The sequence below is a fragment of the Rhizobium sp. YTU87027 genome, from assembly GCF_050644135.1.
GTDB lineage: Bacteria > Pseudomonadota > Alphaproteobacteria > Rhizobiales > Rhizobiaceae > Rhizobium.
In genome coordinates this window covers 1,158,236-1,182,689 of sequence record NZ_CP098441.1, presented here as the reverse complement: position 1 = coordinate 1,182,689, position 24,454 = coordinate 1,158,236, and the positions used below count along the sequence as shown (strand labels likewise).

Sequence of the window (24,454 nt, the reverse complement as noted above, 5' to 3'; positions counted from 1 at the left end):
GATGTTTATCGGAGTTAAATCGCGAATTGCGCTGGCCGTGATTGTCGCCAGCCTCCTCGGCGCGGCAGCGTCGGCCGTTGCCGAAAATGCCATCAAGGCGCCCGCCCAGAAATCGATCGGCACGGCCAAGCAGGAGATCGTTCCGTCCCTGATCGTAATGAACTCCGATGGCGCAAGCCTGAAAGGGACGACCCTGACGCTAAACGGCATTTCACCCAACTCGATCATGTTCGCCGATCGTCCGGTGCGGTCGGCCGGTCACGGGTTGACCGCACATCTTTTGCAGGAGTGGGCGCCGGGTGGAAGCTTTGAGAAGGATCCGCCGAACGCGACAATTTCGGTCTTCGACAAGGAGGCGTCGGCCGTCGAAGACGCAGTCGTGGTCCTCAAGGATCCGAAGCTTTCCGGAGACACGCTGACCTTCACCGTCGACGTTCTCGAAAGCAACATCGAGAAAGCCGACGGCCCGGCTTCGATCTTCATCGACATCATCGGGCTGCCGCGCACCCCGCTATCGTTCGCGGGCGCGGCCCGCCGCACCGCCTATCGCGGCGCCTGGTATGCGGGTGCGGCTGCCGGTGCCGCCTACGGAGCTGCCCCCTACTATCGCCCGCCCTACCCGCCGCCAGCCTGCGGCTACTATCCCTATCCGCCCTGCTACTAGGACGGAGCGGCTGAGGTTGCGCATTCTCTGGATCATACGGGAGGAGAAAATGACCCTACGTAGAGGTACTCAGAACGCAACAATTGGGATCGTCGCTTCTGTTGCCGCGTTCCTGTCCAACACAGTTGTGGCTTCCTCACAGGAGGTCACCGGCACGCTCGGCGCGCCGAGCGCAACGACAACGATCGATGGACGGTATCTGCCCAACCCGCTGGCGTCGTTCGGCGGCGAGATCGGACTGAGCGCGAAGGATTCGAGGCCCTACCGGCAGCCGAACATCGTGCCGCCCAAGGGTGCACCATTCGATCAGTGGCCCGTCGGCATGGGCTTGGAATGCTTCTACGGGTTCATGGGAGGCGAAGCGGACCAACATCGTCCATTCCCGATACGAAACACCAGCCAGATTACGCCCCTGTCAAGCAATCCACCCAACGTTCTGGCGAGAGACTTCACGATTACCGCCGACATCGAGGCGCCAGCCGATGGTAGCGGGATGATCGTAACCAACGGCGGGAAGTTCGGAGGCTTTGGGCGCTACCTCGTGAACGGCAAGCCGATTTTCACGTACAATCTCCTGAGCCTGGCCAAATTCCGATGGGAAGGTGGCGCGGCAGTGAAGTATGATGGTCCGGGAATTGGGAAAGGCGGGACCGAAACACTGAGCGTCGATGGCCAGAGGTTGCCATGCAACAGATTCTGCACACCATTCCGGCCATCATGTACTTTGACGAGACCTTCGATGTTGGGGGTGGACACGCGCACGAGTGTGGATGACGGCGACTACCAGCTGCCGTTCCACTTCAACGGCAAGCTCGAAAAGGTCGCCGTCAAACTCGGGCAGTCACAGATGCAGTAAGCCGCAAGCCGCGGCTGCCTCCCTCCCGGCAGGGGTGGCCGTCGCTTTGCCGGAGGGATAATGATCCGAAATGCCTCTGGAGAAAAATACCAATGAGGACAGGCCTTCTAGAGAAGATAGCGCTTTGCCTATGCTTGTTGCCGCTGGTCGCACCAGTAGGCAGTTTGGCGCAGACTGTGCAGGACAATCCACCTTCCTCAACGGTCACACTCTCGAAAGAGCAGCTAGATCAGCTCGTCGACGAAGTTAGCAGCGCTGTGATCCGCCAGCTGGCAGAGAAGCCAGTTGCTCGGGCGCCGGAATCCCACCCTCCATCTGCCCTGCCGAAATCTGCAGGTGCTCTGGAGCAAGAATTGGGCACAGGAACAAGCCGGTTCTTCCACCGCCTGGTTGCGGTTGTCACCGCGCTTCCGCAACTGCCTCAGGCGTTTTCCAGCACTTTTGATCAACTCGATGAGGCGAACTGGGGTGGCCGTGATGCCGGGGACTTCGTGCTGCTGGTCCTGTTCACTGCAACGGCTGCCATCTTCCTGCAATTCGTGGTCATCAGGTTCGGTAATCGGATCTTGGGCCGCAGACTTGCCGCGGACGAAACTCCGACGCTTGCGACCATCGGCTTGGGTGCGCTCGTCAATATTTTGGCGTTTGGCACTGCATGGGTCGTCTGCGACCTTGCGAAGGGCATCTGGTTTGCACGACCGGGAGCTCAGGCGAACGTGGGTAGTCTCCTTCTCAACGTACTGCTCGAAGTGAGCTTCTATGTGCAGGCGATAACGATCTGGTTTCGGCCGCGAAGACCGGCGCTGCGGATCGTTGAACTTGATGACGAAACGAACCGCGCGGCATATCGCTTTCTGGTTATAAACATCACGGCGAACGCGCTGCGCAACTGGATCTTGGTGCCCACGGCCGCCGTGGGCGTTTCTCCCGACGCCATTGCGGCCGGTCTTCTGATCAACTCGCTGCTGTTTTCCGTGATCCTCATATGGTCGGCGATCCATTGGCGTCGGGCGATCGGGAAATTGATCGTGACGAGCCTTGGATGGTGGAAGAGCGGTCAGGAGCAGGAACGGGTCGTCGACGGCTGGCTGATTGTCGGTCTGCCACTGGTCGTCCTGCGGACCCTGATGGATATCTACGGTGCCGTGCAAGGCCACCATGTCGAGATGACCGCCATCAATGTGGTCGTCGGGGTCATTCTTGCCGAGTCCTTGTTCAAGTTTTCCCATCACGGCTTCGCGACGAGAACGGCTGCCGGCTCCAGGGAGGCGCCGTCACCGCGCATTTCCGGCATTCTGATGCGCGCCGCACGTCTTGTTATCATCACCAGTGCGATCATCTATCTCTTGCACATATGGTTCGGGGAGGCGCTCGGCATCTTTACGACGGCGCAGTGGGACAGTTGGAAGAATGCATTGGTCAGGGCCGGTGTCGTCGCGCTCGGTGCATATATCACCTGGGAGGTGATCAAGTACATTATCGGCAGATACATGGATACGGCAACGCTTCCCGCACAGACAGCGGACGCCAACATTTCGGCTTCGGAGCGCTCAAGGGCATCCCGCATACGCACGCTTATGCCTGTCGCGCGGGTGAGCCTGAGCGTGTTGATGATCGTTGTTACGGCGCTGATGATCCTTTCAGAACTTGGGATCAACACGGCGCCTCTTATTGCCAGCGCGTCGATCTTTGGTCTCGCACTTTCATTCGGGAGCCAGTCCCTGGTGCGCGATGTCGTTTCAGGCATTTTCTACCTTGCTGACGACGCTTTCCGAGTTGGGGAATATATCGATTGCAATAAGGTACGCGGGACCGTCGAGGGCTTCACCCTGCGCTCGGTTCGTCTCAGGCATCAAAGCGGCCAGCTCCATACCGTCCCCTTCGGGCAGCTTGGCCAGATCACCAATTTCAGCCGCGACTGGTCGACGGTCAAATTCCAGCTCAGTTTCGCCCGGCACACGGACCTGGAAAGACTGCGGAAGATCACCAAGAGCGTGGGCGTCGAACTGATGGACAGTCCTGACTACAAGGATGCCATCCTTGAACCCCTCAAGTTGAAAGGCATCTCCGACATTACCGAGAACGCCCTCGTCGTTAGTTTCAAACTTGTCATTCGCGTCGACACCGCGAGTGGTATCGATGCTGACGCCAAGTGGCGCATCCTCGAGGCCTGCCGCAGAGAGGGAATAGAACTATCCTCTGCTCTGCCGAGTTCGGCTCAACTCAAGCTCGATGTACTCGATGGCCGATCAACGGCTGCCGCGATCCAGCAGTCGGGCGAAACCGATGTGACCTCTGTGTCGGACCGACCGCGCGCGGCATCATAATCCCTCCTCGGAGGTTCTGTCTGTTTGAGCGTGAAAGGCGTTTGCCATCGCCTCTTCGCCAAGCAATTCTCGGCACATTGCCGGACCGAGTTGTGGGAGAGGAGGCGCGGGGGAAGAGACGAATCAACCGAAAGCCCGGCGACAACGCAAAGCGCGGCGCACACACCGCGCTTCCCCGGCGCCATCCTCGGAGTTGTCGGCTGTCAGCACAGCGGGCAGATGGAAGATCGCGATTGCGGCCACAGCAGCACTGATCGTCATCGCCGGCGGATTCACCTCCGGCTGGCGACGGGCGCCTCGACCACTTCGGCGTCCACTCTCGCGCAAAGACGGAAAGTTCATCGTCGAAACAGACGGCGCGGACGGCAAACTTGCCGAGGCTTTGAATTCTGCATCAGGAGAGCCGATAGCGCGCCCCCCGTACCCATTGGACGCCAATATCGCCAAGCTCCGCGAAAACTACGTTTCAGGTGCGTCTGCGCCATCGTCATCAACTCTTGGCCTGACCCTCAGCCATCATCACTGCGTCGCGGCACAGGCTTGTCCCTGCGATGCGGCTCGGTGCGAAACGCATCTTTGTGTCCCCTGCTGCTGGACGCTGGTCTGCCCGGTTATGCTAGCCAAGTGATCGGCGTAGTGGGCACGGGTGTCCGGGTCCACTGCCGCGACCGGCGCTGCGAGAATCAGACCCGCCGCACTGCCAGCAGCCGCGGCAACTCCAGTCGTTCCAGCAATAAGCTGGTCCCCGAACCCCATTCTGCTGTCGGTCAGTGTCTGACCTTCCGAAATGCGCGCACCGATGAGCCGGACGATCTCTGGCGATTCTGCGAACTTGCTATGGTGCAGACTGTCGCCGGCCTTCACCTTGGTCATGTCGATCACGGCGATCCTGTTGGCCTCGAGCTCCTCCTTATAGGGAGCCTGCTCCGGATCGATCGATCCAAGCCGTGGGATGTCGCCCCAGATCCTACGTGAGAAGGCAAGCGCGCGATCATCGCGCGACACGAACAATGTAAAGCGGGGATACTGCTTGCCCATATCGGCAATCTCAGAGCGGAACACGTCCACGTCGACGTCCGGAGCCGCAAGCATCACATTCTTGAATTTCGCCGGCAGACCGCCATTGCGTATCGCCATTTGGCGCAAGCCTTCGATGGCCAACCAGTTGCCCATCGAATGTGCAAGGATGGAAACTTCCTTTATCTCTTTATCGTTCGCCAGATACTGAAACAGTTTCTCAAGCGCATTGCGCGTATAATTGGTGCTTTCGCGATCGTATCCATAGGCGAGCAGGCTGCCCCGCGATGGCCATGTCACCAGGATGGGTGCGCTGTGGACGCCCGAATCGTGGACGATCTGCGCAAAGCGATAGACGGAGTCCTCAAATCGGTTGTTGAACCCGTGAATGAACACGAACGCGCTGCGGTCGGGACTCTTGCGGACCGCGGCGTTGAGCCAGGCCTTTGCCTGCTCCTGGCCGATCTCATCCGCCTTAAGGGTGGCGAAATCCGTCGCCGGGTTTGACGGCAGCCGTTTCGGCCACGCGACGTCGCCGACCTTGCGCGCGCTCGCAGGCGGTATTGAAACGGTAATGTCGGCAAAGGCTGGAGCGAGGGCTCTTTCGCCTGTGAACATCTCGCCACGATTGGCGGAGCGCCCACGCGTCGTCGCAATCAGCATGTCCACGCGGCTGGAGGCGGGCGAGGTGTCCGCGACAGGCAGCAGCACGTCCTTCGGATGTCCGCCGCATCCGGAAGGCAAAACCAGCGCGACGCATAGAATGAGCCGACGGCACCCATGGAATAACGGACGTAGACGATAGTTACTGACGCTTTGCGGAAAGTTCACTGCGCTTCCTCTCGCGGCCCCGGAAGCACATCTAAACCGTTCAACCCAATGTTTGCAAATGTCCGATAAGATTATATGCAATTGTGAACGACGCTCCCTAATATAAATCCTATTTATGCGGTAGACGTTCCTGCCAACTTTAGGGAATTGTGACGATAGTAGTATTCGTTTTTTTCCGATTTCTCGGCTATATTGTTTTGATTGGGCCCCGGTTACCGTTCCCGTTCCCACCCGTGCTCATTGTTGTGCCGCTGCTACCAAGGAGAGTTGGTCTCCTCCAAAAGTTATTGGGAGCGGCGATCCGAAATGGTGATGTGCCCGAAACCCACATCGAGGCTGTGCCATAACGGATGACATTTCCATGCCTTCCGCCTCGCCAGGCATCGAACTTTCCAACAAGCTGATTGTTCTTGGCGTCAATCTTGATAACACGGGCCACTCATGCGAGGTGACCCATGTATAGCCGCCGCCAACCGCGATATCTCCACCGCCGCCTGCTGCGCCGATTTCAATCGTCGTATCAGTTCATTGCCCTTGGCGTCGATCCGCTGCACCGTGCCGTCACCCTGGTTGAAGACCCAGACTGACCCCGCTTTGCGACCTCCTCAAGCATCATTGTCACGTTGTGGAGAGGGGACGACAGATGGTCTCGCATATCCCGCGCCGCCTCTCTCGATAATTACCCAAGAGCCCACTAGGCTTCACGTAGCGCCACATCCGCCTCGTTTCGTGCCGGTCTTTTCACTAAGTGCGCATGCCTTGGAACCAATGACGTGCGAGACTGTTCAGCTATAGATTCGATACGATGCTGACACACCTGTCCGGTTGGGCAAGCGGCGATCTTGAGGAGTCTCTCGTCATGAAGGTTTCGTCCAGATTTCGTTCAATTGTGGTTGCCGTCATCGCCGTCGCGGGAGTTAGCTTTGCCAGCGCCGCGCATGCAGACAGCGGCACGATCCGCTTTGCCATCTACAAGGCGGCCTTCTTCGTTGGTGGCGCCGGAGGCGACGGCACACTGACTTTCCACGGTCGCCGATATCCCATCTCGGTCGGCGGCATCTCGGGCGGCCTCGCCTTCGGTGCCTCCAAGACCTATTTCCATGGTACCGTGCGCCACATACGCCGGGCCCAAGATGTGACAGGGGTGTACGGTGCTGCGGGCGGTGGCGGCGCCGTCGGCGAAGGAGCCCAGGTGATCGTCATGACCAACGGCAAGGGCGCCCAACTCGAGCTCTCAGGCAGGCAGGTAGGCCTGCAGATAAACGCCGATATCAGCGGCATGAGCATCACGGTGCAGTAAGGGCCCTCACTCGGTTCGTGGAGGTCCGACTTCCTTCTACCGAGCTTGAACTGGTAGGCCAGCCATTTTCGTTAAAGGCAGCCGTGTTTCGAGGGATCTGTTCGGCTCCCGATGCGCCATGCCCCAAGTGCTCCAAACACGCGCAGGGCGTCCGGCATACGGGATCGTACCTTGGTCGAAGGGGGCTCGGTCGGCTTCGTTGGGACTATCGGCGCACAATCAGCAGTGCTTGAGTGGACATTTCCCGTCGCCGCCACCTTCAACACGGCCCGCCGGGTAGGAGTTTGACATTTGCCAATGCCTGTCATTTGACGACGCGAAGCATTGGTTTTCGGCTCGCGCTGGAGTCGAACATCTGCCTCGCCTCACCTTCCTCCATCAACCAGTCGACCTCGGTTCCGAGCATCCATGCGTCGCGAACGGGGTCGCGGTACCAATTGGCCCGGTTGCCGATGATGTAGAGGCGCCTGCGGGCGCGGGTGACGGCGACGTTCATGATGTTCGGTTTGGCAAGCACCCAATCAATGCTATCGGGGCGCGTCGCCCCCAGGATCAAAATAACTGTGTCAGCTTCCTTCCCCTGAAAGCTGTGCACCGTCCCCACGGATCGCTCGATCCATTCCTCAGCTGTCCCTGCAGCTGTTTCGCCAAACACGGCAGGAGCATTATCGCGCAAGTGTTGCTTGAAGCCTTCGGCAACCTTTCTGAAAGGAGAGATGATAAGAATGTCGGGTAATTCGATCGCCGGTTGTAACGGGCTCGTACGTGCGACGCATCGCGACATTATGTGCGCTGCTACCGCACCCTCCTGCGGAATGTAGAAATCATTTGCTGTTTCGGCAGCGCCGACAACATTGATCCATGCACTGGGTCCGAAGCTCGGCCGCCGAACATCTTTCGATGCATTGTGGAGGATTTCGTCTGCCAGGATCATCGAGCGATCATAGGCAAGGCCGTTTGAAATCGAAAACATCGGTTCGAGACAACGACGATGGACACGCAAGGGAGCGCCGACCCACGTCCCTTTTCGCTTCGCACCAAACGGGTTGATCCGATCCGCGAGTGTCTGCAGAGAGGTGTGTTTCGTCCGGAATTGCGGCGCGATGCCAAATTTGGTCGCCAGCGCAGTTTCGACCGCGTGGCTGATCGTGGAGATCGGTTCGAGCTGAAATGGATCACCGACGACGATTGCGCGCTTGGCTCGTGACAAAGCGTCAATCGCGTGCTGGCTGGAAGCCTGTCCTGCCTCGTCGACAATCAGCCACGGAATCGAGCCACGTCCCATGCTCCCGAAGACATTCGAAAAAGAGCAGAAGGTCGAAGATACGACCGGGACGAGGAGGCTGAATGTGCTCCACAGATCGCGAGCGGCTGCCTCTGACCAAGCTCGCGCTTTTGCCGATATGAGGTCGATCCAGGCCACGAGGTTGGGTCTAATTGATGCCCAGGCATGAGCCACAAATGACTGGTGCAACCGCATCGCTGCGATGAACATATCGCAACGTGCACGTTCGAACGCTGTTGATGTACCAGGAAGCATTTGAGCCTGGGCTTGATGGTCCGCTTCTGCGAACTCGCCAGGGAGAACGACGTCGCCAAGCTCTTCTCTCAGCCGCTCGATCTGTTCTCGCGCTTGGATAAGGACAGGATGCGTTGCCGAAAGGCCCGGTTCAAGTGCAATCGCGGCTGTGCCGGTTGTCGAGCGCACCGGCAGCGTCCATTTCTGATTTAAACTCGGGTAGAGAGCCTCGAAGTTCTTTGTCGCGTTCACGAGTTCGGACAGGCTCAGGTGCTTTGCCCTTATCTCATCCAACCTCGCTTTTGCCGCTCTATAATCCGTTTTGGCATCGTCCCAACTATCGGTTCCGCCTTCAAACAGCGTGTCATCGTCAATCGCTTCCGCCATTGCCGTCGAACAGCGGTCTCGATTTTGCCGATTTCCCAACGGAACTGATATTGCCCCCCAGGACTGAGAGGTAAGCTGATGCTGGGCCATCAGGCGCTCGGCAAGCTTCGGGAGGAAATTCACCGTATCGGAGTAAGCACGTCCTATCTTCGATCGCTTCGGAAGCTCGAGTGTCAGATTGGCCACAGCGCCGTTATTGGAGCTGGCGACAGCCACGAGGAAATCGTCGAGCTGCCGGTCGATCCTGAAATGCGTACAACCTTCTTCACCATAGACGGGGGTAAAAGCTGACAGGGGATCGTCATAATCCAGCAAGACTTCGGCACGACGGCCAAGAATTCCAGCGACAACATCCAGCAGGAGGGTCGTTTTCCCGGTTCCAGGCGGTCCATTGATCGAAAAGACCCCCTCCTTCGACAACCTGGCGAAAAGTTCGTTCACAGCGACTTGCTGTTGGGGGGACAAGGAAAAGTCCGACGGCCACCGGGCCGAGGGATAGCGGTCTGTTTCGAGGCTATTTAAAACGGCTGCGTCACTCGTGGCATCGAAGTCGGATGCTGCCGACGGTAGCGTCAGCAGATCCCAGGCCGCTCCGATAACCACACCATTCACAACGTCGCTACGCAACTCACGCAACAGGCCCGGGTAGACGTTGTTGAACGGTTTTGCGTCCCTGGGCTTGCGGCTTGCCTTGCCCTTTATGATCGGCTTGCCAGACGTGACGACGACACACTTCACCTTGGCTCGAACCTTTGCAGGCAGCCCCAGAGTGGAAAAAGCCAAGTCGGCCAGGGCTTCTGCAATAGCGACAGGTTTTAAACGTGCCTTCACTCGCGCTTTGTATTCCGTCGCCAACGCTTCTGCGTAGTCGGCGAAGCTTATCTGCGTGCGCTCGGTCGCTACCGCAAGATCGTAGAGAAAGCGGTTGATGACCAGCGAGCCAGGTTCCGCGGTTTTCTTGTCGGACACAGCGAATGCGCCTGCGAAGGTAAACTGTGTCTCCTCGCAAGTCCGATCATCAGGGGCGTTCGCGCCAGTAGACCAGCGACGGATCAGGAGATCGTCGCATTCCCGGACGGGCGCCACGCCAAAGCGTATGAAATGGCGAATTGCGTTGCCGTTTTCTTCGGTTTGCGGCCAGGGATCATGGTCGTTGACGATGTGTGCAACTGAAACGGAAGCGCTTTTATCGCCATCGCTTTCCAGAATAGGTGGACTGTAGTGCTCAATGTGTTCCCAATAGCTGAGGATACGCGCGACCTGTTGGTGCATTTCGCTGCCGTGCAAGGGAACATCAGGTGGTCGCTTGATATCCGAAGGAGACGGGGTGGCTTTCATTTACAAAAATGCCTTCGCGATTGCTGCGGTGGTCCCGACCCTGACTGTCTTCTGCTGTCCGTTGAGACGCGAGAATCGTTAACAGTGCCTCAACAGCAAGGCTCGGCCACAATGGTTAACAAATCGTTAACGCGATCCCGTCCGCCCTGACCTCGAGTACCTTCGTCCGGCATGGCGCGGCCGGATTGGCCTGATTGTCAGCTTGACTGCCCGCCGCCTTCCTGCTGTGTCCGCAACGGCCAAGCTCGCCGCAGCCGGCACGCTGGCGGGAGGTGTCACCGCCCTCCGTGGCGACGGTACTAAGAGGTATGGAGCAACAGCGCTCGACGGCGCCTTGCTCGTGGACTGTTCCTGGCCCTTAGCGAAGATAGCGCAGGCCGATGATTACGGCTGCGGCGGGTCTCTCGAAGGCCCGCGGCTCTCGACGGCTTGCATCCGAACATGCTTGAGCCAAGCAGCGCACCTGAGATTTAATAGCTACAGGGGCGATCATTGCCGAACCCACCGCTGCACGCCGGCCGCAGCGCAAAGTCGGCGTTATGGGCGCCGTATCCAACCGACCCCGTTGTTCGAGGGGCGCCCGAGTTTGTCGAACACGCCGTTGCGATACCCACGAATGCAACAACCATCCCGAGGCAGATCGTCTTTCCCACCGTTTTCATTTCGTCCTCCCAACAAAGCCAGCCGCTCACTACGACTGAAACTAGTTCGCGGTGGCACGGGGAGAATATCGTTCGCCATCAAGACTTCGTCATCGATCGCTGCCAGGAGAACTCTTCTGCTGCCAACCAACTTTGGTCACCAGAGTGACTGCTCACCAGTTTGGCACGAGGAATGCATGGCATCTTCCAGGGGTTCCTTTGTCAGGAGGGAAGAGTGACGGCCTTGGTTACCGATATCGTCAGCGCCACTGGACAGCTCGAAGCAGCCATTCTCGATGTTACTGCTGCAGATCCCAGCGTCCTCATATGCTCCAAGTCTATGAAGGAGAAGGCAAAACTACTTCCGCATGTGCTCGTAGAGCGATACCCGGAACTCTCGTCGATCGAGCGTGAACTGCGCGGTGTATTCGAAGCCTGCTCGCACGCCATTGACCGCAAATCAGTCAATCCGGTGGTCGCAAAAGCGGCAATCTCCATCGCCGAGGAATATCGGCAGGTGATCGACGGGCTGAAACGCAGGAACTAGCCGCCAACCCAACATGGTTCGGCACGATTGTCACAACCGGGTCCAGATCAGCGAAACGCAGATCACCTTCATCGTGCAGCCGCGCATGTGCACCGTGTCGCCGCTGAGCGTGAGCACGCCCGTGAAGGTCTTCCTGCTCTCCGGCTCAACGATGGTTCCGGTGAAATTGCCGTTGCTGCCCTGGAACGAGCCGATGCGCTTGCCCGCACTGTTGCCCGTCTTCATCGTGATGCAGTAACCTTGGGCGCATTCGTCGATCGCGGCGGTGGTGCCGACTTGTGTCTTCCAGGTGCCGACGACAGGCTCTTGAGCCAAAACAGAGAAGGCCACGAGCGCCATCGACGCCGCGGTCAATACCAGCCGTTTCATGGTTTTCGCTCCCCTATTGACACTCAGGGTGAGGCCGCTGGTCCGACCTAAAGCGTTGAACTATACGCCCCGGGGGCGTCGTCTTCCAGCGCTCAGTGTCCCTTGGCGCTGGAAGACGTGTCAGGCACCCGGGACTGTCACCTCACAGCCCCGGGCGGTCGGGCCACCGCGTCACGCTTCCAGCCACGTCACCTGTTCCGGCGTCAGGCGGATGTCGAGCGCCGAAAGGCTGTCTTCGAGTTCGGCGATGGTGCGCGGTCCGATCAGCGGAATAACGGGGAACGGCTGAGCGATGACATAGGCGAGTGCTATGTGAATAGGGCTGCGGCCGAGCTTGTTTGCCAACTCGATTGCCCGGTCACGACGCTCGAAATTGCGATCCGAATACCAGCAACGAACAATTTCCTCATCGTCACGCTTGTCGCGTCCGGCGCGGTCGGTAAAGAAGCCGCGTCCCTGACTAGACCATGCAAAGTTCGGGACCTGCTTGGCATTCAGCCAATTCTTCCAGTCGCCGTCGGACGCCGCAACGCATCCAGCCCAGATCGGCTCGAGCATCTCGGCAAGCGAGAAGTTGTTGGAAAGGGCGGCCGGCGCCGTCTTGCCGTTCCTGGCGGCGTAGGCTGCAGCTTCGTCCATGCGCTCGCGCGTCCAGTTCGACCCGCCGAAAATGCCACGGATTCGACCACGCTTGACCTCTGCGTCCATGGCATCGACGAACTCGCCGACCGGAATATCGGTGTTGTCGCGATGCATGAAGTAGATGTCGACATAGTCGGTCTTCAGCCGGTTCAGTGACTGATCGAGCTGCTTGGCGATGACATCGGGGTAGCAAAGTGGCGAATGGACGCCCTTGCCGATCAGCACGATTTCCTCGCGCGGCACATTTCGGCTGGTATGCCAGTCGCCGAAGATGCTCTCGGTCTTGCCACCGCCGTAGACAAAGGCCGTATCGAAGACATTGCCGCCGGCCTCATAGAACGCGTCGAGGGTAAGGGATGCAGCAGCGAAATTCGGGAAGAATTCGAAGCCGAGCGTCACGACCGAGGCCGGCTTGGAAATGCCGGGGATCTGGCGCTGCGGAATGCTGTCACCGCGACGGACTGTAGCGCCTGCAAGATTTGCGGTTCGCTTTTCCGCCTTCTCGACCCCATATTCCAGACCAATCGAGGCACGCCACTGATCGAGAACCCGGAGGTTTCCAACAGAATCAGCCCAGCTCATGCCGGGTGAGCGGAATTCCTTCTCGCCGGCGCGCATTGCATCGCCTGCGGCATCGACCTCGAAGGAGTAGAGCCAGCGATCTTCCTTGACCTCGATCGTTTGCTGCTCATTGCCCTTGAAGATCTCGATTTTGCCGACACCGCCCTTATGGCCGGAGGCAAACCAGAAATCCTTGACCTCGATGCGTCCTTCCGAACCGATGATGCGCAGCGTATTGTCCTGCTGCGCCATGATCGAGCATGACACTTCGGCGATGATGCCGTTCGGAAATTTCAAAACGGCAGAAGCCCACTCGTCGACACCCGATTGACCGAGGTGACCGACGCCGGAGACCTTTTCCGGTTCGAGGAACGGCTTACCTTCGCCAGCCCCGGCGATCAACCGCGCCATGGAGACCGGATAACCACCGACATCGAGGATACCGCCGCCGGCCGTCTCGTTGGCAAAGAGCCGATGCTCCGGCTTGAACGAGCCCATGTTGAAGCCGAAGCTCGAACGGATGATGCGCACGCTGCCAATGACACCGCCTTTGACAAGTTCGACGATCTTGGCAGTTTGCGGGTGAAGGCGATACATGAAGGCCTCTCCGGCAAAGACACCGGCCTTCTTCGCTTCATGATAAATTGCATCGGCGTCGAAAGCGGAAAGCGCGATCGGTTTTTCGACAAGAACGTGCTTGCCGGCGCGGATAGCCTTGATTGCCCATTCGGCATGACCGGTATGAGGGGTTGCGATATAGATCGCGTCAACCTCTGCATCCGCCAGCAGCGCGTCATATCCCTTGACGATGCGGGCGCCGGGAAAGTTGTCGCCGAGCCCTGGCTTTTGCGGGTTGCGGGTGGCAATGGCCACGAGCTTCCCAGTGCGCGAATGCGCGATGCCGTCCGCAAAGGTGCGGGCGATCGTGCCCGGGCCGATGATGCCCCAACGGATCGGTTGGTCTGTGCTCATAGGGAATTCCTCTTCATTGCATAAGTCTTGGGATGAAGGTGCAGTCAGCGCAGCCGCTTGCCGTCGCTGTCGAACAGAAAAATGTGGCTGACGCTCAGACCGACGCTCAGCGTGTCGCGGTTACCGGCAGCGCGCGATTCCGGGCGCTCGATAATGAGCGGCTCGCCGCCCGCCATTGTCGCGTAGACGTAGCTGGTGTTGCCGAGGTGCTCTGCGACATCGATCGTGACGGTGAGATCCGCCTGCCCCTGCCCGGCGTCGACAAAATGCTCCGGCCGAATGCCGAGCGTGACCTCAGCACCAGGCACGATCGGGCCGCTGATCGGCATGCTCAGGCGGACGTTGCGGTCGCCGGCAAGTGCAACGGTTGCGCTCGCACCATCCTTCTCGATGATCTCGGCCCTGAGGAAGTTCATCTTCGGTGAGCCGACGAAGCCGGCAACGAACTGGTTGGCAGGATCGTCATAAAGGTCGAGCGGTGCGCCGACCTGCTCGATATTACCGGCGCGCAAGACGACAATCTTGTCGGCCAGCGTCATCGCTTCGGTCTGGTCGTGGGTGACATAGATCATCGTCGTGCCAAGCTGCTTGTGCAGCCGCGAGATCTCGACGCGCATCTGTACGCGCAGTTCCGCATCGAGGTTCGACAACGGCTCATCGAAGAGGAAGACCTGTGGCTCGCGCACGATGGCGCGACCAATGGCGACGCGCTGGCGCTGGCCGCCCGAAAGCTGTTTGGGACGGCGCTGCATCAGTTCGTTGATCTGCAGGATATTGGCGGCGTGCTTGACGCGCTTTTCGGTGTCCTGTTTCGGGTTGCCGTTCATGCGCAGACCGAAACTCAGGTTCTCCTCGACCGTCATGTGCGGGTAGAGCGCGTAGGATTGGAAGACCATCGCAATGCCGCGGTCGGCAGGTTCCACGTCGTTGACGACCTTGCCACCGATATTGATCTCGCCGCCCGAAATATCCTCGAGACCGGCGATCATGCGAAGCAGTGTCGACTTGCCACAGCCGGACGGACCGACGAAGACGACAAACTCGCCGTCCCTGACTTCAAGATTGGCGCCATGGATGATTTCCAGCGCGCCGAAGCGCTTGACGACATTTTTCAACGAAAGTTCGGACATCAGGCGTTCCCCGATTATTTGACGGCGCCGGCCGAAATGCCGGCGATGAAGTGGCGCTGCAGGAACACGAAGACAACCAGGATCGGCGCCGTCAGCATGATCGCGCCCGCCATGATTCCTCCCCAGGATACCTTGGTGAGACCGATCAGCGTGCCAAGCGCCACCGGTGCTGTCATCATCCCCGGCTTGGAGTTGATAAGCAGCGGCCAGAGGTAATTGTTCCACGAGTGCAGGAAGAGAATGATGGCCAGCGCCGCCATCGTCGGCCTTGCAAGTGGCAGGGCGATCCGAAGGAAGATCTGCCATTCCTTGACGCCTTCCACACGCGCCGCATCAAAAAGCTCTCCGGGCATCATCGAGAAGGCCTGGCGCATGAACAGCACGCCGAGCGAGTTGAAGAGCGGCGGGACGATCAAGGCGATCCAGGTGTTTGCCAGCTTGAACTCGCGGGCCACCATGATGAACTGCGGGATGACGACGACAGCAAAGGGCAGCGTAATCGTGCCGAGGATGATGGCGATGACGATCGAGCGTCCGACGAAGCGGTAGCGGGCCAGCGCCCAACCGGCCATCGAGGTGAGCAGCACCGACAGGAACGTGTAGATCACCGCAACGCCGATGGAGATGAACATCGCGCGAATGAAGTCGGTATCAGCCTGCAGGTTCTTGAAATTCTCGACGAAGTTGGTCGAGGGCCAGAGCACGATCTCGGGGCTGAAAATGCCGAAGTCCGACATTGTCGAGAAGACGAACATCATCCACAGCGGGAACAGCCAGATGATGGCCAGCGGCGTCAGGATTGCGTGGAGGGCAATCTGCCTGAGCAGCAGCGATTGAGACTTCGATCTCATTTTGGCTCCCTTCCGATCCAGAGGTTGAAGAGCGAGATCGCGACCGCCAGCGCCGCCATCGTATAGGCTACAGCCGAGGCATAGCCGAAATTGAGCGAGCGGAAGCCTTCGCGATAAAGCAGAAGGCCAAGCGTTTCTGTTCCACCGCCCGGACCGCCGCGATTGGTGATGAGAAATGGCTCGGTGAAGAGCTGCATCGTGCCGATGACCGACAAGATGACGCAAAACAGGATGATCGGTTTCAAGAGCGGCAGGGTGATATGGAAGAATTGCTGTGTCTTGCTGACGCGATCGAGCGTTGCCGCCTCGTAGACATCGTCGGGAATGGACTGCAGGCCCGCGAGAATGATGATCGCGTTGTAGCCGGCCCAGCGCCATGTCACGGCGATGATGATCAGGGTCATGGCAGCATTGGCATTGTCGAACCAGGAAACGGCTGGAAGGCCGGCCAGGGTAATGATCTTGTTGACGATCCCGAAATCGAAGCTGAACATCAGGCGGAAAACCGCAGAATAGGCCACCTCGCCGACGACGACAGGCGCGAAGAAGGCAAAGCGGAACAGCGGCCGCACCCTTAGAAGCGGCGAGTTCAAGAGCACCGCCATCACAGTGGCGATGGCGATCATCACCGGGACCTGGATGACCAGGATGATCAGCGTGTTGTAGAGCGCGTTGTAGAAGGCCGGATCGCCGATGAGACGACCCCAGTTGACGGAAAGGCTGAATTTCCATGGATTGACGCGGGTATTCTGAAACGAGGTCAGAAACGAACTGATGATCGGCCATATCCAGAAGGTGGCAAAGATCAGAAGATAGGGCGCAAGAAAAGCGTAGGCGTTCCGGTTCCGGATCGGCATTCTATTCTCCTCACAGACGAGACGAGCCATCTCTCAAGATGGAGGCCGGGCGCAACATGACGCCCGGCACCGTTACTCATTTCGCAAGCGGAAGGCCTGTCGCCGTGGCGATCTGGTTTGCGGCGTCATCGAGCGCTGCCTTCGCGTCAGGATAACCGCCGGCAAAGTACTTGGTCTGCGCTGCCCTGTAGATGGAGTCGGCATCCGTCTGGAAAGCCGTGCCGCGGCTCGGAACGATCTTCGGCAGGGTCGAAAGGATGTCGACCCAGACCTTCTGCCCGCCCCAGAAGGGTTGCGGTTCGTTGACGAACGGATCCTGAACGGCACTCAAAAGCGACGGAACGAGACCAAAGGACTTCAGCATCGTCACCTGGCCCTCATTGGTGCCAAGAGCATAGTTGATGTAGGTCCAGGCGGCTTCCTTGTTCTGCGAGTTGGCGGCGATTGCGAGCGACGAACCGCCGAGGTTTGCCGCATGCGGGCCATCGGCCGTCAGGCTTGGCATCGTATAGACGCCCCACTTGCCGGCAAGATCGGGCGAGCCGGATCTGATCGTGCCTTCGTACCAGCCGCCATACATCTGGCTGGCGACCTTGCCTGCGGTATTGGCCTGGATCTTTTCATCCCAGATGGCTGCCGTCAGCGTGCCGGCGTCCTTCATCTGCTTGACCTTTTCGAGCGTCGCAACGCAGGCCGGCTGATTGATGGTGATCGTCTGGCCATCCGTCGAGAAGTAGCCGCAGCCCTGCTCGTTGGAAATCATACGGAACCATTCGCTGTCGCCGTTGAAGTCGGCTTGCGCCATGACGACGCCCGGATTGGCCGCCGAAATCTTCTTGCCGGCCGCAATGAAGTCGTCCCAGGTCTTGATGGTCGAGGGATCAACGCCGGCCTTCTCATAAAAGTCGCGACGATAGAAGACGGCGACCGGGCCGGAGTCCCAGGGCATGGCATAGGCGACATCGCCGACCTCAAGCTCGGTGCGCTTGAAGTCCGGGAATTTTGCCTGGATTTCCGGCGTGTAGCCGAGCTCTTTGAGGTTGGCGAAGCAGTCCGGGAAGCGGCTCCAGAAGATTTCCGCCTCGAAATTCTCGACGCTGACGATGTCAGGCAGACCCTCGCCGCCGGCCGCACAAGCTGCCAGCATCTTGTCGAAGACCTGCTGGTTGCCGAGATCCTCGACCGTGACCTTGATATCCGGATGCTGTTTGTTGAAGCCCTCGAGCGTGGACTTCAGCGCCGATGCAGCGATGTTCCAGCTCCAGATGGTGAGATTGCCCGACTGCTGCGCGAATGCAGAACCGGAAGCAAGCAGTGCGACTGCAAAGGTCGCACCGATAAGTTTGAAGCGCATTGAAAATCCTCCCTTTTCAATTGCCGTCCCTTAGCGAACGCGGCTAGACTATCTGGAAGGGAGCCGCTGTCTCCTAAAAAGGGAACATGGATTTGGCGGAAAGTAAGATCGTAAAGCGGGCAGTCTACCAGCCGGGAGCGAGCAGTATCGAAGGGTTGCCGACGGCCCTTCAGATGTTTCATAACCACCCGCCAGTAATGCTGATGCCACATTGGCATGTGCAGGTTGAAGTCAACTATATCATGCAAGGTAGCGTGCACTACCGCGTGAATGGTTGCGAAATCACCATGCGGGCGGGCGACATGTGCCTGTTCTGGGGCGGACAGCCCCACCAGATGGACGATTGTTCCGAGGACGCGATCTATGCCGGCGGACACCTTCCGCTCGTCTACTTCTTCCGCATGCGCCTGCCGATCAATATCTCCAGCCGCCTGATGAAAGGCGAGATCCTGTTCACCTCGGCAACGGACGCTGCCGACCGGGAGAACTTTCCCCGCTGGGTGCGCTATGCCAGGTCGGGTGATCCGGCCAAGGCACAGCACGCCGTCGACGAGATGCTGTTGCGGGTGGAGCGAATCGCGCTTGAACCCTATTCGATGCTGCCGACACTCGGGCCGACAGACGCTGACGATATCGAGCAGTGCTATCCGCAATCGTCGCGCAGCGTTGCGCGCATGTGCGACTTCATCGCCGTCAACTTCCTGCAGGAGATTGATTCGGTCGATATAGCGCGCGCCGCTGACCTTCATCCGAAATATGCGATGAACCTCTTTAAGAAGACGACCGGCATGACACTCAACAAATATGTCAATCTGCTACGTCTGTCGCGCGCCCAGGCCATGCTGATGAACGATGAGGCAAACGTGTTGCAGGTCGCCATGGACAGCGGATTCGGCTCGATCAGCGCCTTCAACAAGTCGTTTCGTCATATCGCCGGCATGTCGCCTTCCGACTTTCGCCGCGACGCACGCATGGTCACGCAATATGCGCCTTAAGCGGTCGGCAACGGCGCTGTCTCACGGGTTTCGGGTTGTGGCGAAGACATTGTAGACAAGCTCGGCGGAGGCAGACAGCTCGCGGTCCTTGAGTTTGATGAGACCGAAACCCGGGACAGAGATGTCTCCCTCGATCTGCAATGCCTTGACGAGACCATGTCGTTCGAGAAGCGCGGCCACTGGCTCTGCGAAGATACCGAGCCGTTGGCTCTGTAGCATCAGCAGCATGGTGAGCAGCGCATCGGAGGTTGAAACGACACTTGCCGGAACGATGCCGTGGCGGCGTATGAAGTCATCGACGACCTGGCGCAGGAACGAACCGTGGGGTTGGAGCACCCAGCTCTGGTGTCTGAGGTCATCCTCGGTGACCACTGGCTTGGCCGATAGAGGATGGTCCACGGCCACGATGACGCGCAGCGTCTCCTGGCCGACGGGCAGATAGTCAAACCAGAGCGGGTTCATGCCGCTTGGGACGCGGCACACGGCGAAGTCGAGCCTTCGGCTCAAGACGTCTTCCAGAAGCACGTCGCTGCTGCCGACGGAGATGCTGATGTCGATCGTCGGGTGGGTTTCGAAGATCCGTTTCAGCGCAGGGGCAACGTAATCGGCTGCCGGCGTCATGATCGTCCCGAACGCAACGCTGCCGCCCTGCCCGGCGGCAGCAACCACCATTTCATATTCTGCGCGCTGCGCTTCGGAAATCAGCATCTTCGCATGGCGAACGATCACCTCGCCCTCGGGGGTCGGTATGAGACCCCGATTGTGGCGCTCAAAGAGCTGGTGGCCGGACATCTGCTCCAACTCGTTCAAGGTTCTGGACAGCGCCGGTTGCGAGACGCCAAACATTTCCGCAACCACCCCAAGCTTTCCGTGTTCGCTGAGCGCCACAAGCATCTTCAAGTGCCGCAGTCTGAAGCCGTCCAATCCCATATTGCCTCACCCGATATAAGAGTTTTGCATATCAAAATGCGAAAGACTGATTATACATTCCTGTATCGATCAGCTAAGTGCATGACAACAACCGCGTCAACGCAAGGAAATTCATCGTGGCAGAGAAGACCCCCTCCCCGAATCAGAACGCAGTTCAAGCGCAGGACGGTTCGCGCCAGCTTCGCTCCAAGGCGTGGTTCGACAATCTCGCAAACCCTGACATGACCGCGCTCTACCTCGAGCGTTACATGAACTTCGGTCTCAGTCAGGAAGAGCTGCAATCGGGACGGCCGATCATTGGCATCGCACAAACCGGTTCGGATCTGTCGCCGTGCAACCGTCACCACATTGAGCTCGCCAAGCGCGTCCGCGAAGGTATCCGTGACGCTGGCGGTATTGCGATCGAATTTCCGGTGCATCCGATCCAGGAAACCGGCAAGCGCCCGACCGCGGGTCTCGACCGCAACCTGTCCTATCTTGGGCTTGTCGAGGTCCTCTACGGCTATCCGCTGGACGGCGTTGTCCTGACGATCGGTTGCGACAAGACGACACCGGCCTGTCTGATGGCCGCGGCAACCGTCAACATTCCGGCAATCGCGCTTTCGGTCGGCCCGATGCTGAACGGCTGGTTCCGTGGTGAACGCACGGGCTCCGGCACGATTGTGTGGAAGGCTCGCGAGATGATGGCGCGCGGCGAAATCGACTATCAGGGCTTCGTCAAGCTCGTCGCATCGTCCGCACCCTCGACCGGTTATTGCAATACCATGGGGACTGCGACCACGATGAACTCGCTTGCCGAAGCGCTTGGCATGCAGCTGCCGGGCGGCGCGGCAATTCCGGCGCCCTACCGCGACCGTCAGGAAGTTTCCTACGAGACCGGCCTGCGTATCGTCGAAATGGTTCGCGAAGACCTGAAGCCTTCCGACATCTTGACCAAGGAAGCCTTCATCAACGCGATCAAGGTCAACTCTGCGATCGGCGGCTCCACCAATGCGCCGATCCATCTCAACGCGCTTGCGCGCCATGTCGGTGTCGAGCTGACAGTCGACGACTGGCAGACCTACGGTGAAGAAATCCCGCTGCTCGTCAACCTGCAGCCGGCCGGCGAATATCTCGGCGAGGACTATTATCATGCCGGTGGCGTTCCCGCCGTCATGGGCGAACTGATCAAGCATGACCTCCTCCATACTGGTGCGATGACCGTCAACGGCAAGACCGTCGGCGAGAACTACACCACGGCAACGATCGAAGACGACAAGGTCATCCGCCCGTTCGAGCGTCCGCTCAAGGAGCGCGCCGGGTTCCGCGTGCTGCGCGGCAACCTCTTCTCGTCGGCAATCATGAAGACCAGCGTGATCTCGCCGGAGTTCCGCGAGCGTTATCTCTCGAACCCGAACGACCCGGAAGCCTTCGTCGGCCGCGCGGTCGTCTTCGACGGACCGGAAGATTACCATCATCGCATCGACGATCCGTCGCTGGCGATCGACGCTTCAACGGTCCTGTTCATGCGCGGTGCCGGCCCGATCGGCTATCCGGGTGCTGCCGAGGTCGTCAACATGCGCGCGCCGGATTACCTGTTGAAGCAGGGCATCAGCTCCCTGCCCTGCATCGGCGACGGTCGCCAGTCCGGCACGTCTGGTTCCCCCTCGATCCTCAACGCTTCGCCGGAAGCGGCAGCCGGCGGCGGGCTTGCGTTGCTGAGGACCGGTGACCAGGTTCGTATCGACCTCAAGAAGGGCACTGCCGACATCCTTATCAGCGACGAGGAGCTTGCAGAACGACGCAAGGCGCTCGAGGCAGCCGGCGGGTATGTCTATCCGGAGAGCCAGACGCCCTGGCAGGAAATCCAGCGCACCTATGTCGGCCAGATGGAAACAGGCGCCGTGCTCGAGCCTGCCGTCAAATACCAGCGCATTGCCCAGACCAAGGGCATTCCGCGCGACAACCACTAAGTCATTGGCACGCTGGCAGCAGCGAGCGTTCGCCAAGATAGTCTGATGACCTACCATGGGCGCGATGCCATCTGCAGCATCGCGCCCTTTTTCGGTTTCGAAACAAGGGCGAGATTGCCTGGATTTGACCTTGCCGACCCGCGTCTATTGTGGTCGATTTTGCCGTGCCGCCGGGTTGGAGGGCGGCCGGTTCGTTTTGATTTTGAGCGCCTCCATCGCTCGCGTGACGGAAGATATCGATGTCTTACACTCTTCTGGATTTTGCCGCCGGCGGCGGATTGTTCGTCGGTCGTGCCTGGAACCCCGCTGTAAAGGGCCCGAGCGTCGTGGTGGTTCGGGACGATCAGCTGGTCGACATCACCTCCAAAGCTGTGCCGACGCTGAGTGCGCTCCTCGAGCAAGCCGACCCCGCTGGTTTCGTGCGCGCCGCCCAGGGTCCTGCGCTCGCCACGCTTAAGGATGTCGGGGCAATCGGGATGGGAACGGCTGACCCATCCCGCGTCCATCTGCTTGCTCCCGCCGACCTTCAGGTGATCAAGGCCTGTGGCGTGACGTTTGCCCAGTCGATGATCGAACGCGTGATCGAAGAGAAGGCTGCAGGCAATCCGGATCGCGCTGCCGCGATCCGCGAACGCGTCAGCACCCTGATTGGCGGTAGCCTCAACAATCTGAAGGCAGGTTCGCCGGAAGCCTCGAAGGTCAAGCAGGCGCTGATCGAAGAAGGCATGTGGTCCCAATATCTCGAGGTCGGCATCGGGCCGGACGCCGAGGTGTTCACGAAGTCGCCGGTGCTGTCGTCCGTCGGCTGGGGTAGAGATGTCGGCCTCCACCCGATCTCGACCTGGAACAACCCGGAACCGGAGATCGTGCTTGCCGTCAACAGCCGTGGCGAGATCAAGGGCGCGACACTCGGCAACGACGTCAATCTGCGCGACGTCGAAGGCCGCTCTGCACTCTTGCTCGGCAAGGCAAAGGATAACAATGCGTCCTGCTCGATAGGTCCATTCATCCGCCTCTTTGACGAAGGCTATGGCCTCGATCACATGCGCAGGGCCGAACTCGATCTAAAAGTCACGGGGACAGACGGTTTCGTTCTTCGCGGGAAGAGTTCGATGTCGAAGATCAGCCGTGATCCGACGGATCTCGTCAAGCAGACCTGCGGACCCCACCACCAGTACCCGGATGGTTTCATGCTGTTCCTCGGGACGCTGTTTGCGCCGACACAGGATCGTGACGCCCCGAACCAGGGTTTCACTCACAAGGTGGGCGATGTCGTCGAAATTTCGTCGGCCGGCCTCGGCTCGCTCGTCAATACCGTGCGGCTTTCGACCGAGTGCCCTCCCTGGACGTTCGGTATCACCGCCCTGATGGCAAATCTTGCAAAGCGCGGCCTCATATAGGCGTTGGCGGGCAATGGGGAGGACCTGCTTAATTCTTGTGCCGGACCGCAGCATCTTTTCCGGCGCAATTGATCGCATATATGCCTTTGTGAATGAAGCGGAACGGTTTGGGTGCCATGAAAAAGGCCCTTGCATTGATAGGTGTGCTCGCGCTTGTCGGGTGCACCACGAAGGACTTTTCCTCGCCAGGTCTCGATCCGATCCCCGGCAGCGTCACTTATGGCGGCCAGCCGCGCACCAAGCTGACAAAATCCCCGCCCGGGTCGACCTTCCCTCACAACTTCATCGACGAGTGGGGCCGGCAAGTCGATGAGACCTACATGATCCAACCCGATCGGTCGCTGAAGATCGTGCACAGGGAAATCCGGCCAATTCGCTTCAACCGCTGACCGCCGCGCTGTTCTTCGTCAACGTCTTGTCAGATGATATTATTTGAGCCGTACGAACTAACAATTGAATTTGGTCGACGGCTAATACACATTTCACAGGAGTGCTGTATACCGGAGGTCGAGCGATGACCGCGACGCCAGCCCGGCACATGGAAACATTGACGATGAATGCAAAGACGCCGAATGCCATCGATACCTATGTCGGTTCTCGCGTGAGGATGCGCAGACAACTGCTCGGTCTTAGCCAAGAACGACTGGCCGATCAGATAGGTGTTACATTCCAGCAGGTGCAGAAATATGAGAAGGGCCTGAACCGGATCGGTGCCAGCCGACTGCAACGGATTGCCGACGTGCTGAGCACGTCTCCAAGCTTCTTCTTTCAACAGGACGACTCCGAGCCACAAAGCTTGGCTGGATCCGAGATGACGGTCGCGGCCGACCCTGTTGCCGAATTCCTGCATTCGAAGGAAGGCCTCGCCCTCAACCGCGCCTTCCTGCAAATCACCGATACGCAACTGCGCGAGAAGATCGTCGCCTTGATCAAGGCGATGGCCCAGGCCCAGGAGGGACGTGACGTTGTGACCGGGCGATCGAAGCCGGGCGAGACGTTCGCCTGAGTGAATAC

The 24,454-nt window shown here is 59.1% G+C and carries 19 protein-coding genes; 10 read left to right on the top strand and 9 right to left on the bottom strand.

Annotated features, from left to right (window positions below; translation table 11 throughout):
• Position 1 precedes the first annotated feature (1 nt).
• The 3 genes from NBG89_RS24440 to NBG89_RS24430 all read left to right on the top strand — a co-directional run bounded on the left by NBG89_RS24440 (position 2) and on the right by NBG89_RS24430 (position 3,847).
• On the top strand, positions 2-664 hold the full coding sequence (locus NBG89_RS24440; protein ID WP_431322918.1) for a hypothetical protein: 663 nt from the start codon (positions 2-4) through the stop codon (positions 662-664).
• Positions 665-713: 49 nt separating this feature from the next.
• Positions 714-1,520, top strand: a complete 807-nt coding sequence (locus tag NBG89_RS24435) for a hypothetical protein (RefSeq protein WP_431322917.1) — start codon at positions 714-716, stop codon at positions 1,518-1,520.
• 353 nt (positions 1,521-1,873) lie between these two features.
• Positions 1,874-3,847, top strand: a complete 1,974-nt coding sequence (locus tag NBG89_RS24430) for a mechanosensitive ion channel family protein (protein WP_431322916.1) — start codon at positions 1,874-1,876, stop codon at positions 3,845-3,847.
• Positions 3,848-4,366: 519 nt separating this feature from the next.
• Here the strand turns inward: NBG89_RS24430 and NBG89_RS24425 are convergent.
• Entirely contained in the window at positions 4,367-5,629 is a 1,263-nt protein-coding gene (locus NBG89_RS24425; protein ID WP_431324541.1) for an alpha/beta hydrolase, read from the bottom strand.
• A 925-nt stretch (positions 5,630-6,554) separates the two neighbouring features.
• Here NBG89_RS24425 and NBG89_RS24420 point away from each other — a divergent pair.
• Positions 6,555-6,995: a hypothetical protein gene (locus tag NBG89_RS24420; RefSeq protein WP_431324540.1), complete on the top strand. Its 441-nt coding sequence runs from the start codon at positions 6,555-6,557 to the stop codon at positions 6,993-6,995.
• Between the two features lie 304 nt (positions 6,996-7,299).
• Here NBG89_RS24420 and NBG89_RS24415 read toward each other — a convergent pair whose 3' ends face one another.
• Positions 7,300-10,239, bottom strand: coding sequence for a DEAD/DEAH box helicase (locus NBG89_RS24415; protein WP_431322915.1), 2,940 nt, complete (start codon positions 10,237-10,239; stop codon positions 7,300-7,302).
• Between the two features lie 876 nt (positions 10,240-11,115).
• On the opposite strand from NBG89_RS24415, the gene NBG89_RS24410 reads away from it, so the two are divergent.
• Positions 11,116-11,427 carry a hypothetical protein gene (locus NBG89_RS24410; RefSeq protein WP_431322914.1) on the top strand — a complete coding sequence of 104 codons (312 nt, stop codon included), beginning with the start codon at positions 11,116-11,118 and terminating at the stop codon, positions 11,425-11,427.
• 30 nt (positions 11,428-11,457) lie between these two features.
• Here NBG89_RS24410 and NBG89_RS24405 read toward each other — a convergent pair whose 3' ends face one another.
• The 6 genes from NBG89_RS24405 to NBG89_RS24380 form a co-directional block, all read right to left on the bottom strand.
• The gene (locus NBG89_RS24405) at positions 11,458-11,796 is read right to left on the bottom strand and encodes a DUF2147 domain-containing protein (protein ID WP_431322913.1); all 339 of its coding nucleotides are present in this window, start codon (positions 11,794-11,796) and stop codon (positions 11,458-11,460) included.
• Positions 11,797-11,967: 171 nt separating this feature from the next.
• Complete coding sequence (locus NBG89_RS24400) at positions 11,968-13,971, bottom strand: aldo/keto reductase (protein WP_431322912.1); 2,004 nt, start codon at positions 13,969-13,971, stop codon at positions 11,968-11,970.
• 44 nt (positions 13,972-14,015) lie between these two features.
• A complete protein-coding gene (locus NBG89_RS24395) occupies positions 14,016-15,101 on the bottom strand; it encodes an ABC transporter ATP-binding protein (protein ID WP_431322911.1) in 1,086 nt (361 codons plus the stop codon).
• Between the two features lie 14 nt (positions 15,102-15,115).
• Complete coding sequence (locus NBG89_RS24390; protein WP_431322910.1) at positions 15,116-15,952, bottom strand: carbohydrate ABC transporter permease; 837 nt, start codon at positions 15,950-15,952, stop codon at positions 15,116-15,118.
• Positions 15,949-16,809, bottom strand: a complete 861-nt coding sequence (locus tag NBG89_RS24385; protein ID WP_431322909.1) for a carbohydrate ABC transporter permease — start codon at positions 16,807-16,809, stop codon at positions 15,949-15,951. The genes NBG89_RS24390 and NBG89_RS24385 overlap by 4 nt, the downstream gene beginning before the upstream one ends.
• A gap of 76 nt (positions 16,810-16,885) precedes the next feature.
• Complete coding sequence (locus NBG89_RS24380) at positions 16,886-18,163, bottom strand: ABC transporter substrate-binding protein (protein WP_431322908.1); 1,278 nt, start codon at positions 18,161-18,163, stop codon at positions 16,886-16,888.
• An 86-nt stretch (positions 18,164-18,249) separates the two neighbouring features.
• Here NBG89_RS24380 and NBG89_RS24375 point away from each other — a divergent pair, with 86 nt between their 5' ends.
• Positions 18,250-19,158 (top strand): helix-turn-helix domain-containing protein, encoded by a 909-nt coding sequence (locus NBG89_RS24375; protein ID WP_431322907.1) that lies wholly within the window; start codon positions 18,250-18,252, stop codon positions 19,156-19,158.
• A gap of 21 nt (positions 19,159-19,179) precedes the next feature.
• Here the strand turns inward: NBG89_RS24375 and NBG89_RS24370 are convergent, their stop codons facing one another.
• On the bottom strand, positions 19,180-20,088 hold the full coding sequence (locus tag NBG89_RS24370; RefSeq protein WP_431322906.1) for a LysR family transcriptional regulator: 909 nt from the start codon (positions 20,086-20,088) through the stop codon (positions 19,180-19,182).
• 116 nt (positions 20,089-20,204) lie between these two features.
• Between NBG89_RS24370 and NBG89_RS24365 the strand changes: the two genes are divergently transcribed.
• The 4 genes from NBG89_RS24365 to NBG89_RS24350 all read left to right on the top strand — a co-directional run bounded on the left by NBG89_RS24365 (position 20,205) and on the right by NBG89_RS24350 (position 24,446).
• Positions 20,205-22,040 carry an IlvD/Edd family dehydratase gene (locus NBG89_RS24365; protein ID WP_431322905.1) on the top strand — a complete coding sequence of 612 codons (1,836 nt, stop codon included), beginning with the start codon at positions 20,205-20,207 and terminating at the stop codon, positions 22,038-22,040.
• A gap of 239 nt (positions 22,041-22,279) precedes the next feature.
• Complete coding sequence (locus tag NBG89_RS24360) at positions 22,280-23,440, top strand: fumarylacetoacetate hydrolase family protein (protein WP_431322904.1); 1,161 nt, start codon at positions 22,280-22,282, stop codon at positions 23,438-23,440.
• A gap of 116 nt (positions 23,441-23,556) precedes the next feature.
• On the top strand, positions 23,557-23,829 hold the full coding sequence (locus NBG89_RS24355; RefSeq protein WP_431322903.1) for a hypothetical protein: 273 nt from the start codon (positions 23,557-23,559) through the stop codon (positions 23,827-23,829).
• Positions 23,830-23,993: 164 nt separating this feature from the next.
• Complete coding sequence (locus NBG89_RS24350) at positions 23,994-24,446, top strand: helix-turn-helix domain-containing protein (protein WP_431324539.1); 453 nt, start codon at positions 23,994-23,996, stop codon at positions 24,444-24,446.
• The last annotated feature ends 8 nt before the right edge of the window (positions 24,447-24,454 follow it).

Bases quoted from the DNA above. Each gene is read 5' to 3' on its own strand.
- NBG89_RS24440 (WP_431322918.1), top strand. From the start codon at position 2: ATGTTTATCGGAGTTAAATCGCGAATTGCGCTGGCCGTGATTGTCGCC.
- NBG89_RS24435 (WP_431322917.1), top strand. From the start codon at position 714: ATGACCCTACGTAGAGGTACTCAGAACGCAACAATTGGGATCGTCGCT.
- NBG89_RS24420 (WP_431324540.1), top strand. From the start codon at position 6,555: ATGAAGGTTTCGTCCAGATTTCGTTCAATTGTGGTTGCCGTCATCGCC.
- NBG89_RS24415 (WP_431322915.1), bottom strand. From the start codon at position 10,239: ATGAAAGCCACCCCGTCTCCTTCGGATATCAAGCGACCACCTGATGTT.
- NBG89_RS24405 (WP_431322913.1), bottom strand. From the start codon at position 11,796: ATGAAACGGCTGGTATTGACCGCGGCGTCGATGGCGCTCGTGGCCTTC.
- NBG89_RS24400 (WP_431322912.1), bottom strand. From the start codon at position 13,971: ATGAGCACAGACCAACCGATCCGTTGGGGCATCATCGGCCCGGGCACG.
- NBG89_RS24395 (WP_431322911.1), bottom strand. From the start codon at position 15,101: ATGTCCGAACTTTCGTTGAAAAATGTCGTCAAGCGCTTCGGCGCGCTG.
- NBG89_RS24390 (WP_431322910.1), bottom strand. From the start codon at position 15,952: ATGAGATCGAAGTCTCAATCGCTGCTGCTCAGGCAGATTGCCCTCCAC.
- NBG89_RS24385 (WP_431322909.1), bottom strand. From the start codon at position 16,809: ATGCCGATCCGGAACCGGAACGCCTACGCTTTTCTTGCGCCCTATCTT.
- NBG89_RS24380 (WP_431322908.1), bottom strand. From the start codon at position 18,163: ATGCGCTTCAAACTTATCGGTGCGACCTTTGCAGTCGCACTGCTTGCT.
- NBG89_RS24375 (WP_431322907.1), top strand. From the start codon at position 18,250: ATGGATTTGGCGGAAAGTAAGATCGTAAAGCGGGCAGTCTACCAGCCG.
- NBG89_RS24370 (WP_431322906.1), bottom strand. From the start codon at position 20,088: ATGGGATTGGACGGCTTCAGACTGCGGCACTTGAAGATGCTTGTGGCG.
- NBG89_RS24360 (WP_431322904.1), top strand. From the start codon at position 22,280: ATGTCTTACACTCTTCTGGATTTTGCCGCCGGCGGCGGATTGTTCGTC.
- NBG89_RS24355 (WP_431322903.1), top strand. From the start codon at position 23,557: ATGAAAAAGGCCCTTGCATTGATAGGTGTGCTCGCGCTTGTCGGGTGC.
- NBG89_RS24350 (WP_431324539.1), top strand. From the start codon at position 23,994: ATGAATGCAAAGACGCCGAATGCCATCGATACCTATGTCGGTTCTCGC.